The sequence below is a fragment of the Facivitalis istanbulensis genome (assembly GCF_040560405.1).
In the GTDB taxonomy this organism is placed as follows: domain Bacteria; phylum Pseudomonadota; class Alphaproteobacteria; order Sphingomonadales; family Sphingomonadaceae; genus Sphingomonas; species Sphingomonas istanbulensis.
In genome coordinates, this window is sequence record NZ_JAVSCQ010000023.1 from 1 (window position 1) to 14,363 (window position 14,363).

The 14,363-nt window shown below is 68.4% G+C and carries 15 protein-coding genes; 5 read left to right on the top strand and 10 right to left on the bottom strand.

The genetic code is table 11. From position 1 onward, the window contains the following. Positions 1–261: 261 nt before the first annotated feature. Positions 262–1,773, top strand: a complete 1,512-nt coding sequence (locus RN629_RS12950; protein WP_407035558.1) for a DUF1800 domain-containing protein — start codon at positions 262–264, stop codon at positions 1,771–1,773. A 9-nt stretch (positions 1,774–1,782) separates the two neighbouring features. Next, positions 1,783–3,018, top strand: a complete 1,236-nt coding sequence (locus tag RN629_RS12955; protein WP_407035559.1) for a DUF1501 domain-containing protein — start codon at positions 1,783–1,785, stop codon at positions 3,016–3,018. 4 nt (positions 3,019–3,022) lie between these two features. Here the strand turns inward: RN629_RS12955 and RN629_RS12960 are convergent, their stop codons facing one another. The 3 genes from RN629_RS12960 to RN629_RS12970 form a co-directional block, all read right to left on the bottom strand. Further along, entirely contained in the window at positions 3,023–3,448 is a 426-nt protein-coding gene (locus tag RN629_RS12960) for an Rrf2 family transcriptional regulator (RefSeq protein WP_407035560.1), read from the bottom strand. A 134-nt stretch (positions 3,449–3,582) separates the two neighbouring features. Beyond that, positions 3,583–4,368 (bottom strand): glutaminyl-peptide cyclotransferase, encoded by a 786-nt coding sequence (locus RN629_RS12965; RefSeq protein ID WP_407035612.1) that lies wholly within the window; start codon positions 4,366–4,368, stop codon positions 3,583–3,585. A gap of 11 nt (positions 4,369–4,379) precedes the next feature. After that, positions 4,380–4,943, bottom strand: a complete 564-nt coding sequence (locus RN629_RS12970) for a helix-turn-helix domain-containing protein (RefSeq protein WP_407035561.1) — start codon at positions 4,941–4,943, stop codon at positions 4,380–4,382. A gap of 174 nt (positions 4,944–5,117) precedes the next feature. Between RN629_RS12970 and dapF the strand changes: the two genes are divergently transcribed. Continuing rightward, complete coding sequence (gene dapF, locus RN629_RS12975; RefSeq protein ID WP_407035562.1) at positions 5,118–6,053, top strand: diaminopimelate epimerase; 936 nt, start codon at positions 5,118–5,120, stop codon at positions 6,051–6,053. 58 nt (positions 6,054–6,111) lie between these two features. Continuing rightward, complete coding sequence (locus RN629_RS12980) at positions 6,112–6,936, top strand: oxygenase MpaB family protein (RefSeq protein ID WP_407035563.1); 825 nt, start codon at positions 6,112–6,114, stop codon at positions 6,934–6,936. An 82-nt stretch (positions 6,937–7,018) separates the two neighbouring features. Here RN629_RS12980 and RN629_RS12985 read toward each other — a convergent pair whose 3' ends face one another. From RN629_RS12985 to RN629_RS13010, 6 genes are all read right to left on the bottom strand, one after another. Continuing rightward, a complete protein-coding gene (locus RN629_RS12985; protein WP_407035564.1) occupies positions 7,019–7,939 on the bottom strand; it encodes a winged helix DNA-binding protein in 921 nt (306 codons plus the stop codon). Positions 7,940–8,065: 126 nt separating this feature from the next. After that, positions 8,066–9,493, bottom strand: coding sequence for an NAD(P)(+) transhydrogenase (Re/Si-specific) subunit beta (locus RN629_RS12990; protein WP_407035613.1), 1,428 nt, complete (start codon positions 9,491–9,493; stop codon positions 8,066–8,068). Positions 9,494–9,537: 44 nt separating this feature from the next. After that, positions 9,538–9,837, bottom strand: a complete 300-nt coding sequence (locus RN629_RS12995; protein ID WP_407035565.1) for a proton-translocating transhydrogenase family protein — start codon at positions 9,835–9,837, stop codon at positions 9,538–9,540. Between the two features lie 2 nt (positions 9,838–9,839). Then, positions 9,840–10,208, bottom strand: a complete 369-nt coding sequence (locus RN629_RS13000) for an endonuclease domain-containing protein (RefSeq protein ID WP_407035566.1) — start codon at positions 10,206–10,208, stop codon at positions 9,840–9,842. Positions 10,209–10,337: 129 nt separating this feature from the next. Next, a complete protein-coding gene (locus RN629_RS13005; RefSeq protein WP_407035614.1) occupies positions 10,338–11,459 on the bottom strand; it encodes an NAD(P) transhydrogenase subunit alpha in 1,122 nt (373 codons plus the stop codon). A 10-nt stretch (positions 11,460–11,469) separates the two neighbouring features. Further along, positions 11,470–11,604 (bottom strand): aa3-type cytochrome c oxidase subunit IV, encoded by a 135-nt coding sequence (locus tag RN629_RS13010; protein ID WP_407035567.1) that lies wholly within the window; start codon positions 11,602–11,604, stop codon positions 11,470–11,472. 259 nt (positions 11,605–11,863) lie between these two features. On the opposite strand from RN629_RS13010, the gene RN629_RS13015 reads away from it, so the two are divergent. Beyond that, on the top strand, positions 11,864–13,285 hold the full coding sequence (locus tag RN629_RS13015; protein WP_407035568.1) for a sigma-54-dependent transcriptional regulator: 1,422 nt from the start codon (positions 11,864–11,866) through the stop codon (positions 13,283–13,285). A gap of 59 nt (positions 13,286–13,344) precedes the next feature. Here RN629_RS13015 and RN629_RS13020 read toward each other — a convergent pair whose 3' ends face one another. Then, positions 13,345–14,229 carry a bestrophin family protein gene (locus tag RN629_RS13020; RefSeq protein ID WP_407035569.1) on the bottom strand — a complete coding sequence of 295 codons (885 nt, stop codon included), beginning with the start codon at positions 14,227–14,229 and terminating at the stop codon, positions 13,345–13,347. Positions 14,230–14,363 lie beyond the last annotated feature (134 nt).

The following is a 14,363-nucleotide window of genomic DNA, read 5'->3' on the forward strand; positions in this document are numbered from 1 at the left end:
GATGCGCGCCAAGGGCAAGGCGCCCAAGACGATCCTCATCGCCGTCGCACGGCAACTCCTCGTCATCCTCAACGCCATGATCCGAAAGCGACAGCCTATCGCTCTCGCATGAGCATCACAGTTGCCCCCATGGTTCGCATGGCCGCGCGCTGACGCGCTTTTCATATCCGGGCAAGCCGGTGTTCAGCCGCGACTGGCCACATTATCATCCGAAGAAGCCCGCGCCCGTTCGGTCGGCGCGTGGCGATGGCGGATGGCAGCATGGCGCGTATCGCATCCTGGCTGATAATGGCTCCGGTCCTGCTGGCGGCGATGCCTGCCCGCGCCGCCGATCCGGCCCGGGATGCCGCCTGGGCCGAGCGGCTCGGCTGGGGCCCGTCGGCCGTTCCCGAGACCGGCCCGCCGCCGGGCAGCGACGCCTGGCTGCGTCATCAGCTCGACGGAAAGATCGATCCCCTGCCGCCCGCCGTCCAGGCGCAGATCGACGCGATGCGGATCTCGCGCGAGCCGGTCGCGGCGCTGGTCGTCGAAACCGACGCGCTGCAACGCAACGCCAATCTGCTGAAGGACCCGGACCAGAAAAAGGCCGCGCGCGAGGTCTATCAAAAGGCGATGAACGCGCTGGCCGACGAAGCCCGCACCCGCTTCGTCCTGCGCGCGCTCTATTCGCCCGACGCGTTGCGCGAGCGGATGACCTGGTTCTGGTTCAACCAACTCAACGTCCAGGCCGGCAAGCGCGACATCCGCGCGATGGTCGGCGATTATGAGGACACGATCCGCGCCCATGCGCTGGGCCGGTTCCGCGATCTGCTGGAGGCGACGCTGCGTCACCCGGCCATGCTGCGCTATCTGGACAATGACCAGAATGCGCGCGGCAAGATCAACGAGAATTACGCACGGGAGATCATGGAGCTGCACTCCATGGGGGTCGGATCGGGCTATAGCCAGCAGGACGTGCAGGAACTGGCGCGCATCCTGACCGGCGTCGGCGTCGACCAGAAACCCGATGCCCCCCGGCTGAAACCCGAACTCCAGCCGCTCTATCTCCGCGCCGGACTGTTCGAGTTCAATCCCGCGCGCCATGATTTCGGCACCAAGCATTTCCTGGGCCACACGATCACCGGCTCGGGCTTTGCCGAGGTCGAGCAGGCGCTGGACCTGATCGCCGACAGCCCCGCGACGGCGCATCACGTCTCGCTGAAGATGGCGACCTATTTCATGGGCGACCATCCGCCGTCCGCGCTGGTCGACCGGATGGCCGCGACCTTCCGCAAGAGCCATGGCGACATCGCCGAGGTATTGCGCACCATGATCCGCTCGCGCGAATTCGCCGGATCGCTGGGCAGCGGGTTCAAGGACCCGGTCGGCTACACATTGTCGGCGGTGCGGCTGGGCTATGGCGATCGCACCGTCACCGACGCCCGGCCGATCATCGGCTGGATACGCCAGATGGGCGAAGGGCTGTACGATCACGAAACCCCCGATGGCCATGACCTGACCAGCGCGGCCTGGTCGGGGCCGGGCCAGATGGCGACGCGCTTCGACATCGCGCGCCAGATCGGTGGGGGCGCCGCCCGGCTCTTCCAGCCCGCCGATGCCGCACCGGGCACACCCGCCCCGCGATCCGCGCCGCCGATACTGAAGGATTCGCCCATTCTCGTCGCGCGGATGCCGGCCATGGGCAAACCGACCATCGCCACCCTGGCCCAGGCGCGCTCGCCCGCCGAGTGGAACGCGCTCTATTTCTCCTCGCCCGAATTCATGCACCGATAGGAGGATCGCATGATGATCCCGCATTTCCCCCGGCATCTTTCCCATCATGTCCATCGCCGCGACCTGCTGCGCGGTGCCGCCGCCCTGGCTCCGATGGTGGTCGCGGGCCGCGCCTTCGCCGCGCCGCAGGCGGGCAGCCGCCTGCTGGTCGTGTTCCTGCGCGGCGCCTATGACGCGGTGAATATCGTGGTGCCGAGCGGCAGCGATTTCTATCGCCAGTCGCGGCCCACCATCGCGCTGCCCAAACCCGATCCGGCCAATGCGCAGGCCCCCCTGCCGCTCGACGCCGACTGGGCGCTGCATCCGACGCTCAGGGATTCGATCCTGCCGCTTTGGCAGGCGAAACAGATCGCCTTCGTGCCGTTCGCCGGCACCGACGATATGAGCCGCAGCCATTTCGAGACGCAGGACACGATCGAGCTGGGGCAGCCGGTCGGCGGGCATCGGGACTATGGCTCGGGCTTCATGGCGCGGCTGGCCGCTATTCTGGGGCAGAAGGAACGGCCGATCTCATTCACCGACCAGTTGCCGCTATGCTTCCGCGGCGGCGAGGACCCGATTCCCAACCTCGCGCTCGCCAATGTCGGCAAGCCGATCGACCAGCGCCAGGCCTCGCTGATCCAGAGCATGTATTCCGGTCATCCCGACCTCGCCCGCTCGGTCAGCGAGGGCTTCACGGTGCGCGACACCGTCTACAAGACGCTGGACCAGGAAATGAAGGCGGCCAGCCGTGGCGCGGTGTCGGCCAAGGGCTTCGCCCTGTCGGCGCAGCGGATCGGCATGCTGATGCGCGATCAGTTCAACCTCGCGTTCGTCGATGTCGGCGGCTGGGACACGCACGTCAACCAGGGCGGCGCGACCGGCTATCTCGCCGATCGGATGGGCGATCTGGGACGCGGGCTGGCCGGGTTCGCGCAGGCGATCGGGCCGGCGGCGTGGCGGACTACCACCGTTGTCGTCCTGTCCGAATTCGGCCGCACCTTCCGCGAAAATGGCGATCGGGGGACCGATCACGGCCATGGCAGCATCTATTGGGTGATGGGCGGCGGCGTGTCGGGCGGTCGCATGGCGGGCGAGCAGGTCGCGCTGTCCGCCGCCACGCTCAACCAGAATCGCGACCTGCCGGTGCTGACCGATTACCGCGCGCTGATGGGCGGGCTGGTGGCGCGCCAGTTCGGGCTGAAGGCCGATCGGCTCGCCACGCTGTTCCCCGACACGATGCCGCGGGATCTGGCGCTGGTCTGATCCGTCAGGCGGCGCGCGCGCGGATATCGGTCAGGACATCGGCCAGCGTCAGCCGGGCCAGCGCCTCCTCCAGCCCGACGCGCACCGGCATCAGCATCGTGCCCAGGCTGTCGGTGATATGCCGGTCGATGATCCCGTCCCCTGCGGGCGGGTTGCGATGAAAGGCGAAGATATTGCGATCCTCGACCGCGTCATAGACGTCGAACAGCCGGATGTCGGCTGGCGCGCGCGCCAGCATCGCGCCGCCCCGATTGCCCAGCTGCGAGCGGGTCAGCCCGGCACTGGCCAGACGCAGCAGCAGGGCGCGCACCACCGCCGCATTGGAATTGACGCTGGCCGCGATATCTTCGGATCGAAGCGGCGTCTCGCCATGCTCGGCCATCAGGGCCAGCATGTGCAGCGAGACCACGAAACGCGTACTGGTCGGCAAGAAACCCGGTTCCTTCAATCTTTTGCACAGCATCGCCAATCGGTTGCGAAGGGGGCGGCGCTGCCTCTCATGCCGGGCGCATTCGTGCCCGGCAAATGGCGATCCATGTCCGTTGGGCGAAGGCCCGGCGGCCCCTAGCGGGCCGTGCCGCCGGGCAGGCGGATTTCATAGAGTTCGGGCCAGTTCTTGCCGGTCACGAAAATCCGGTGCTTTGCCCGGTCAAAGGCGATGCCGTTGGCGACCGAATCCCGGTCCGTAACGCCCGCGCGCGCCACCAGCGCGCTCAGGTCGATGACGCCGCTCACTTGGCCTGTCGCCGGATCGATCTGCACGATATAGGGCGTCATCCAGACATTGGCCCAGATTCGGCCATCGATATATTCCAGCTCGTTCAGATATTTGAGCGGCCGCCCGTTGACGCTCACGTCCAGCGTGCGCGCGACGCGCATCGTCTCCGGGTCCAGGAAACGCAGGCGCGGCGTGCCGTCGGACAGAATGATGTGATGCCCGTCATCGGTCATCGCCCAGCCTTCGCCCTGATAGCGCCACTCGCCGGTCCGTTTGAGCGCCGGGCGGCTCCAGCGGAAACCGCGACCGCCATGCCAGGTCACGCTGCGCAGCTCGCGGCCCCAGGCGACGATCCCTTCGCCGAACAGGCCATCGGGCACCACCGCCTGCCGCACCGTCCGGCCGGTCGGCAGGTCGACCTGGCGGATGACGCTCTCGCCCTCGCGCCCCGTGCTTTCGTAGAGAACACTATCGGCGATGAGCAGCCCTTCGGTAAAGGCGGTGCGTTCGTGCGGATAGGCGTGGACCAGCTCGGGCCGCACCACCGGCGGCGGCGCGGGCGCGACGGCTGTGGGCGCAGGCGCGGCCTGGTGCGGCGCGGCGGACGCGCCGAGCAGCAGCGCGAGCAGGATCGACACGAGGGTCACAGCGTGCGCACCAGACGCGCGACACGCGCGATCCAGGCGGGGGCGGGCACGGTCACGCCCGCGCTTCCCGGTTCCAACGGCAGAAGGTGCAGCGCATCATGCGCCAACCCGGCCAACCGAGCAAAGACATAGCCACCGGCGCGGCGGGGCACGAGGATATCGCGATTCATGGCGTCGGCGAAGCTATCGGGTGCCAGCGGTTCGCACCAGAGTTCATCGCCCGCGCGATAGTCACCGATCGCGCCGGTCACCGTCACCGCGATCATGCCCGGCGTCGCGCAGGGGGGCGAAACCGCGCGCGGCTGGCGCGGCGCGACCGCCCCGCGCGGCCCCAGCAGCGCGGCGACCGGCAAGGTCTCGCGCAGGGGCAGCGTCACCAGATCGGCGGTGGTACAGCCCAGCGCGGCGGCGATGCGGTGAAGCCAGGGCAGCGACACGGTGCGCGTCCCCATCTCCAGCCGCCCGATCGTCTGCGGCGTGGTCGGCGGGCAACAGGCGCGCGCGACGTCCTCCAGCGTCATTCCCTTGGCGCGGCGAACCTCGCGTATGGCGGTAATCATCGCGCCCTCCCCTCTCTTCCGGTCCCTGCGGCTGTCCTACAGCGGCCTGCCGCTGGCAAGCCCCCCGTCCACCCGATCGCTTATGGGCATGGCAAGCAGGCATGGGTGGCGGCGAGGCGCGTGCTGGGCTAGGGACGGCGCCGGTCCCCCCTTATTCTACCGGAGACGCCGCCGATGCGGTTCGCGATCGTCAAATGCCATGGCTCGGGCAATGACTTCCCGATGATCGACGCGCGTACCCTGACGCTCGCCGAGGAGCAATGGGCGGGCGTGGCGCGCGCGCTGGCCAAGCGCGACGGGCCGGTGGGTGGCGACGGGCTGCTCCTGCTGGTGCCGGGCGACGCGCAGGCTGCCTTCGGCATGGTGATGCGCAACAGCGACGGCAGCGAGGCGGAAACCTGCCTCAACGGTGTCCGCTGCGTCGCGCGGGCGGGGTTCGAGGCGCTGGGGATCGACGCCGCCACCGTCCGGCTCAAGACCTCGCACGCCGCCGCCACCCGCGATGCCGACCTTGCCCCCGGCGTCTACACGGTCCGCGAAACGGCGGGCCCGGCGGGACTCTCCACCGCCGCCTGGCCGATCCATGGCGCGCCCGAGCGGCTGGTCGAGGCGGTGTTGCCGATGCTCGACACGGACCGGCGCTTCACCGCCGTCACCATGCCCAATCCGCATCTGGTCCATTTCGTCGAGACCGGGGACGAGGCCGAACTGGTCCGGCTGGGCGGGATGTGCGAGGCCGCGCCCGACTGGCTGCCCAACCGCGCCAATGTCTCGTTCGTCGAGTTGCGCGGCGATTCGCTGTTCGTCCGCACCTTTGAACGCGGCGTCGGCCTGACCGACAGTTGCGGCAGCGCGATGGCGGCCTCCACCTATGCCGCCTGCCTGACTGGACGGATCGGCTGGGACCGGCCGACCGTGGTGTTCAACCGGGGCGGGCTGGTCCGCGCCTTTGCACAGGCGGACGGGATGGTCACGCTGTCGGGCAACGCCACCTATGAATGGGCCGGCTCGATCACGGTCGATCTTGCGACCGAGACCGCGAGCGAGTTGGTGATCGAACGGCGCTTCCTGGACGAAATCGCCGCCTGGGACGCCGCGAAGCGGCAATAGGGATGCGCCGGACGCCACCCTAGGCGCAACACGCGCAACGTCCGCGCGTTGATGGACTATGCGCCCCGTCCGCCGCCAGATTGCCGACCAGCTCCGCGATATCGTCGGCGCGCGCCAGATTGACCTGACGCGGCCGCCCGGGGATGACGGGCTGTTCGGCCCGGGATCGGCGACATGGGCGGTGCATGGCGATTTCACCGCGATGATGGCGGGGGGCATCGCCTCTCTGCTGCTCCAGATGCTCCACCCCGCCGCGCTGGCGGGCGTGTGGGATCATTCGGATTTCCGCCGCGACATGGCCGGGCGGCTGCGGCGGACCGCCGGGTTCATCTCCGTCACCACCTATGGCGCGACCGAGGCGGCCGAGCGGATGATCGCGCGGGTGCGGGCGGTGCATGAGCGGGTGCGCGGCACGCTGCCCGACGGCACGCCCTATGCCGCCTGCGATCCGCATCTGCTGACCGTTGTTCATGCCATGGAGGTCGACAGTTTCCTGCGTGCACATCGCGCCTATCGCGATCCCGGCTTCCCCGATGCACGCGCGGACCAGTATCTGGCGGAGATGGCGGGCCTGGCCCGGCGTCTGGGGGCCGTCCAGGTGCCCGAGGACCGGCGGCAACTGGCGCGCTTCCTCCGCGCGATCCGTCCCGAGTTGCGCATAGATGCTCGCACCCGCGCGGTGGCGCGGACGCTGCTTCACCAGCCGCCGCCCAGCCCCGCCCTGGCCCCGGTCAGCAAATGGCTGACCCAGGCGGGTATCGCGCTGCTCCCCGATTGGGCGGCGCGGCTGCACGGGCTGGACGGCACCATGCCCATTCGCCCGGTGTTGTTCGCGGGCACCCGGCGGCTGGGCGGCGCGATCCGCTGGGCGCTGGCGGGTTAGGACAACACCGAATCCTGCTCCTCTCCGAGACGGGAGCAAATGGTCGAGTGGCGATCGGCCCGCCCCCTCCAAGCCGCAGCGTTCAAGCCACCCCCAGCCGCCGGATCGCGCCCAGATAACCGCCCATCCCCTCCAGCGCGCGGACGGTCAGCACCATGAAGGCGCGGCGGCGGTCGGCGGGATCGGGTTGCCGCTCGAACAGTCCCGATTCGGTCATCTTGCCGATCCAGCGCAACGCGGTCGTCGGCGCCACGGCCGACGCGATGCACAGGCTCGACACCGAGACGCGCCCGCCCTCCAGATGCGCGGCATGCAGGTCGAGCAGCATGTCCCAGGCCGGTTCCTCGAACAGACCGGGCGCGAAGAAGCCGTCGCGCAGGCGGCGCGCGCGGATCATCCGGCGGACCAGATCGGCATCGCCGGGCAGTGCGCGCATCGGCGCGGCGTGAAAGCTCTGATGCCGGTCGCCGACTCCGCCCGACCGGTCCTCCGGCGTCTGCGTCGACAGCCGGGTCAGCGCCTCGGCAATGCGCGCCACCTCGGCATTCAGGTGACGCAGCCGTTCGGACTCGCCCTCGCGGAGATGACCATGCACCATGGCGGCCCCAGCCTGCGCCGCCCCCGCGACCGCCAGTGCCCCGACCAGTTCGATCTCGCTGGCATCGCACAGCATCGCGACGCGCGGGCCCAGCAGCATGGCGGCGACCAGATCGATATCCGCCGCCGACAGGCTGACCACCACCGACAGGTCCAGTGCGGTGGCGACCGCGTCGATCCGCGCCAGCGCGATCTCCTTCGCCTGCGCATCGGCACCGTGCGTGTCGATCATCAGCAGCGGCCACCCCGCCTGCCGCCCGATCTCCTCGGCCACGCCGGGCCAGTCGATGACTCGCATCACCCGGCCGCCCGCCTGGCGCACCACCTGTTCGGCCGCGCCCGACAATGCGGGCGCGCTGACCAACACGACCGGAAAGCCGTCGCCGTAATAATCCCGTTCGTCCACCGATGCCCCCCGTCCAGTCACCGTGACCGGCCATGGACGCACGGACCCGTCGCGCCTGTCGCGCCGTCCACCGCCCGGCCGATCGGAGCCGCCGTCCGGGAGTCGACAGCGGCCCGAATCAGACGCTCAGCCGAGCGCCTTGACGATCTCTTCGACCATCTTCTTGGCGTCCGCCAGCAGCATCATGGTGTTGTCGCGGTAAAATAGCTCGTTATCGACCCCGGCATAGCCGACGCCGCCCATCGAGCGTTTGACGAACAACACCGTCTTGGCCTTTTCCACATCCAGCACCGGCATCCCGTAGATGGGCGAGGATTTGTCGGTCTTGGCCGCCGGATTGGTCACGTCGTTCGCGCCGATCACGAAGGCGACGTCGGTCTGGGCGAACTCGGCGTTGATGTCCTCCAGCTCGAACACCTCGTCATAAGGCACGTTCGCCTCGGCCAGCAGCACGTTCATATGGCCGGGCATCCGCCCCGCGACCGGATGGATGGCGTATTTGACGCGCACGCCTTGCTTCTTCAGCAGATCGCCCATCTCGCGCAGGACATGCTGCGCCTGCGCCACCGCCATGCCGTAACCGGGGACGATCACCACCTGTTCGGCCTGCGCCATCAGGAAGGCCGCATCCTCCGCGCTGCCGCGCTTCCACGGCCGGTCGACCGCCGCGCCGCCGCCCGCACTGCCCGCATCGCTCGCGCCGAAGCCGCCCGCGATCACGCTGATGAAGCTGCGGTTCATCGCCCGGCACATGATATAGGACAGGATCGCGCCCGAGCTGCCGACCAGCGCGCCGGTGATGATCATCGCGGTGTTGTGAAGGGTGAAGCCCATCGCCGCGGCGGCCCAGCCCGAATAGCTGTTCAACATCGACACCACGACCGGCATGTCCGCGCCGCCGATGGGCACGATCAGCAGGAAGCCGATGGCGAAGGACAATATGGTGATCGTCCAGAAGATCCATGGCGCCTGGTCGCGGGTGAACATCGCGACCAGGATGACGATCGCGCCGAGAATGCCGAGGTTCAGCGCATGGCGGCCGGGCAGCAGGATCGGCTTGCCCCCCATATTGCCGTTGAGCTTCAGGAAGGCGATGACCGAGCCGGAGAAGGTGATCGCACCGATCGCGACGCCCAGCGCCATTTCGACCCGGCTGACGACATGGATGCTGGCAAAAGGCTGTCCGATCATCGGCACGACCATGTCGGCGATGTCGAACGCGACCGGATTCAGGAAGGCGGCACAGGCGACCGCCACGGCGGCGAGGCCGACCAGCGAGTGGAAGGCGGCAACCAGCTGCGGCATCGCGGTCATCGCGATGCGGCGCGCGATCACGAAGCCGATGCCGCCGCCGATGGCGATCGCGACCAGGATTTCGGGCAGGCTGGCGATCTCATGCGTGACCAGGGTCGTGACGACGGCGATCGCCATGCCCGCCATGCCGAAGCGATTGCCCCGCTGGCTGGTCGCCGGGCTCGACAGCCCGCGCAGCGCGAGGATGAAGCAGACGCCCGCAACCAGATAGGCCAGCGATACCCAGGGATTGGCCGCCACCGTCGCGACGACGGGAGCCAGCGGCGCAGGCGGCACAGGGGCGATCACGCGCGCTTCTCCTTCTTGCGGTACATGGCGAGCATCCGCTGCGTCACCGCAAAGCCGCCGAAGATGTTGATGCTGGCCAGCACCACCGCCCCCAGCCCGAGCCATTTGGCGATCGCCGACCCGGTCGCCCCCGCCGTCGCCGCCGAGGCGATCAGCGCACCGACGATGATGACCGAGGAAATGGCGTTGGTCACCGCCATCAACGGCGTGTGCAGCGCCGGCGTCACCGACCAGACGACGTAATAACCAACGAAACACGCCAGCACGAAGACCGACAGGATCGATATGAAGTCCATGATTACTCCTCCCCGCAAGAGCGGCTGGCGGCGGTCGCGAGGATATAGCCGGTCACGCCATCGATATTGTTATGGATGTCGATCGCCGCGATGCGCAGTGTCTCAAGGCCACGTTCGGCGAGCCAGCGATCTCGGGCGATGTCGCGCAGCGGACGGTCGCCACAGTTATGCGCTTCGCCATCGATTTCGATGATGAGCCTCGCCTCATGGCAATAGAAGTCTGCGATATAGGGCCCCGCAGGATGCTGGCGGCGAAATTTGAGACCGCCGGGGCGTTCGCGAAGAATCTGCCATAGGGTGATTTCGGGCGCAGACATGTCTTGTCGTAGCATCCGTGCACGATCGCCAACCGCTCCATGACCCTGCAACATCTCAATTCCTCCCCTTGCAGGGGAGGTGGCGCGCGTAGCGCGTCGGAGGGGTGTCCCCCTCTCGATAGCGCGACCCCCCTCCGTCAGGGCTTCGCCCTGCCACCTCCCCTGCAAGGGGAGGATTTACGGTCACGACTGCAACCTCGGATTCACCACCTGCCCGCCCCTGGTCAGCCGGATCGCGTCGCCGATCTCCGCGTCCAGCACCGGCCGCCCGGCCTCCTTGTCCCAGAAAGCCGACAGGAAATTGTACAGGTTGCGCGCGAACAGCGCCGAGGCGTCCGCCGCCAGGCGGCTGGCCATGTTCCGATGACCGATGATCGTCACGCCGTGGCGCTGGACCACCTCGCCCGCCACCGCACCCTCGACATTGCCGCCCGCCTCGACCGCGAGGTCGACGATGACGCTGCCGGGCCGCATCGTCGCGATCTGCGCATCAGTGACGAGACGCGGCGCGGGGCGGCCGGGGATCAGCGCGGTGGTGATGACGATGTCCTGCCTGGCGATATGCCCGGCGACCAGTTCGGCCTGCGCGGCGCGATACGCCTCGCTCGTCTCGCCCGCATAGCCGCCGGCACCCTCGCCCTCGATCCCGGCCACGCCCTCGACGAAGATCGGCTTGGCACCGAGCGACTGGATCTGCTCCTTCGTCGCCGAGCGGACATCGGTGGCCGATACCTGCGCGCCCAGCCGTCGCGCGGTCGCGATCGCCTGCAACCCCGCGACGCCGACGCCCATCACGAAGACGCGCGCCGCCGGGATCGTCCCCGCCGCAGTCATCATCATCGGAAAGGCGCGGCCATAGGCGCTCGCCGCCTCCAGCACCGCCTTGTACCCGGCAAGGTTGGACTGCGAGGACAGGATGTCCATCGACTGGGCGCGGGTAATGCGCGGCATCAGGTCCATCGCCAGCGCCTCCAGCCCGGCGGCGGCATAGCCGTCCACCGACTCGCGGCGGCGCAGCGGATCGAAGGCCGCGACCACCCACGCCCCCGGCGCCGCACCCGCCAGCGTTGCCGCCTCGGGCGCCTGCACCGCCAGCACGATCTCCGCCCCGGCCAGCACCGCCGCGCGATCGGCGACCCTGGCCCCGGCCTGTTCATAATCGGTATCGGCGATCCCGGCGGCGGCCCCCGCCCCGGCCTCGACCGCGACGGTCGCGCCCAGCGCGATCAGCTTGCGAATCGTCTCGGGCATGGCGGCGACGCGACGCTCGACCTCGCCCGTTTCGTGCAGGACGGCAATATGCAGCGCCATCGGATCAGGCAATCAGCCAGAGGACGATCGCGACCAGGATGGCCGCGGCGATCGCGCCCCATTTGAGCAGTTCGATCATCCGGCCATAGGTCGCGACATGCGCCGCCATATCGCCGTTTCCCATGTCATTGGCCGCCATGATCCTCACCTCACCCTTTTCGCCCCCGTGTCCGGTGCGCGGGCCGCCGCGCCCGGATGCCGGAAACCGAAGCTTATTCACCGGGCGCGTCGGATCAACCCCGAAATGTCGTGAAAACCTTTGCATGTCGGCAGGCCCCCGGCATCGCCCCGTCACCGAAATGGCGGATTTTCCGACTGATGGAAAAACTGTCCCGATTTAACGCGGATTTTAAGAATATTGCGCTATACCCTTCGCAACAGGGGATACGGGACAAGTTATGACGCGCAACGGTCAACGTTTGCTGCTGCTGATCGACGACGAACCTGCACAACGCCGGTTGATTGCGGCCTTGGCGCAGCGTGGCGGCTGGCGCACCGTTTTCGCAACCGATGCGGACATGGCGGCGTCGGTGCTCGGCTCGGCGCAGGGGCACGAACTCGATGCGGTGCTGATCGACCATTGGGCGCAAGGGGCGGACGCCACTGCGCTGATCGCCGAATGCCATGCGCTGCGCCCCGAACTGCCCATCCTGATGCTCACCGCCAATGATTCGGTCGAGCAGGCGGTGGCGGCGATGCGCGCGGGCGCGACCGACTTCCTGGTCAAGCCGCTGGCCCCGGAGCGGCTGCTCGCCGCGCTGGAGGCGACGGTCACGACGCAGAGCAACGGCGAACTCCGCCCGCTGACCGAGAAGATTCCCGCCCTGCTCAGCTTTGACGAGATCGTCGGCGACGCGCCCGAATTCCGCGCCGCGCTCGACATCGCGGCCAAGGCGGCACGGGCCCGCGTCTCGGTCCTGATCGAGGGCGAGGGCGGGGTCGGCAAGGAATTGCTGGCCGAGGCGATCCACGCCGCCAGCCCGCGCGCGCAGCACCCGATGGTGCGCGTCAACTGCGCCACGACCGCCGCCAACCTGCTCGACAGCATCCTGTTCGGCCATGAGGAAGGGGCCTTTGCGGGCGCGTTCGAACGGCGGATCGGCAAGATGGTCGACGCAAACGGGTCCACCCTGTTCCTGGACGAGGTGGCGGGCATGCCGCTCGACACCCAGACGCGGTTGCTCGACATGCTCCAGACGGGCACGATCCTGCCGCTGGGCGGTCGCCATGCGCGCGAGGTCGATGTGCGCGTGATCGCCGCCGCCGACGGCCGGTTGCTCGACGCGGTCGAGGCGGGACGTTTCCGCGAGGATCTCTATTACAAGCTCAACGTCGTGCAGGTGGCGATTCCGGCGCTGCGCGACCGGGCGGGCGATATCCCGCCGCTGACCCGGCATCTGCTGGAGCGCATCGCGCAACAGCCCGGCCTGCCCGCGCTCGACATCACCGACGACGCGATGGCCCTGCTCTGCCGCTATGACTGGCCGGGCAATGTCCGCCAGTTGCAGAACGCGCTCTTCCGCGCGGCGGTGCTGTGCGAGGGGGACGCGCTGACCGCCTGCGATTTCCCGCAGATCGCCTCGCTCGGGGATCGGCCGTCGGTGACGGCCAGCGGATCGGGGCCGCTGCACAATGGCGGGATCAGCCTGTTCCGGCCCGACGGCAATCTGCGCCCGCTGGAGGATATCGAGGCCGATGTCATCCGCCTGGCGATCGGCCATTATCGCGGCCGCATGACCGAGGTGGCCCGACGGCTGGGGATCGGTCGCTCGACCCTGTACCGCAAACTGGGCGAACTCGGCATCGACAACGCCGCCTGATCGCCCGCCCTTCCGATACTGCCCGAAGACGCGCGGATCCACGCGTCTTCAAACGCCTCTTACCACAACACGCCGTCGACGGGCTGCATCGGCTCGGGCGCGGGGTCGCCGATCGCCTGGAGCAGGTCGATCTCGATCGTCCGGCACATCGCACTCAGCGGCAGGTCGTGGACCGTGTCCGAGAAGGGGTCGACCAGATCGTCGCCGATCTGAAGCGCGGCCAGGAACATCAGCCCCGCGATCGACGAGCCGACCGGCGTGGCGAAGCCCAGCGTCTCGACCAGGCCGATCGGCAGCAGCACGCAGAACAGCCGGGTGAAGAAGGCGGGGATGAAGCGATACTGGTTGGGCAGCGGCGTGTTCTTCAACCGCTCCATCCCGCCCTGCGAATTGGCGATGTCGACCAGCACCGATTCCATCTGAGCCTGCTGGATGGTGTCGATCCAGCCCTTGCGCTGCGCATCGGCGATGCGGCGGCCGGTGCCGTCGAGCAGGCCGTTGGCGGTGTTGAGCCGGGCCAGCGCGGGCTCCGCCTCGCCACGCGACAGGAAGCGCAGCACCTCGGTATCGACGGGCTGTCTGCGCAGTTGGCACCGCAGCGCGTTCACATAGGCGATCTGGCGCAGCACGATCGAGCGCTTCAGGTCACGCCCCTCGGGATCGGGCAGGAAATTGCGCGCGCTGCGGGCGATATTGCGCGAGGCGTTGATCATCAGGCCCCAGAGCTGCCGGCCTTCCCACCAGCGCTGATAGGCCGAGTTGGTGCGAAAGCCGAGGAACAGCGCCAGCGCGGTCCCGAACAGGGTCAGCGGCAGCGAGGGCGCCTTGAACGGCAGCACATAATAAGCGATCGTGACGATCACGTCCCAGATGAACAGCCCCAGCAAAGGCCGCCAGACCTCCCCGATGATGATGCGGGTGCGCGGTACGGCATCGACGATCAAACTCTATCTCCCTCAAGCAGCCACGAGGCGCAGCAACGCAAAACCTCGCCGATGGATGCGCGCCCGAAATAGGCGGACGGCGGGAGGAGGAAAGGGGCGCGACGATACGGAAACGAAACGTCACGAACGCGCCA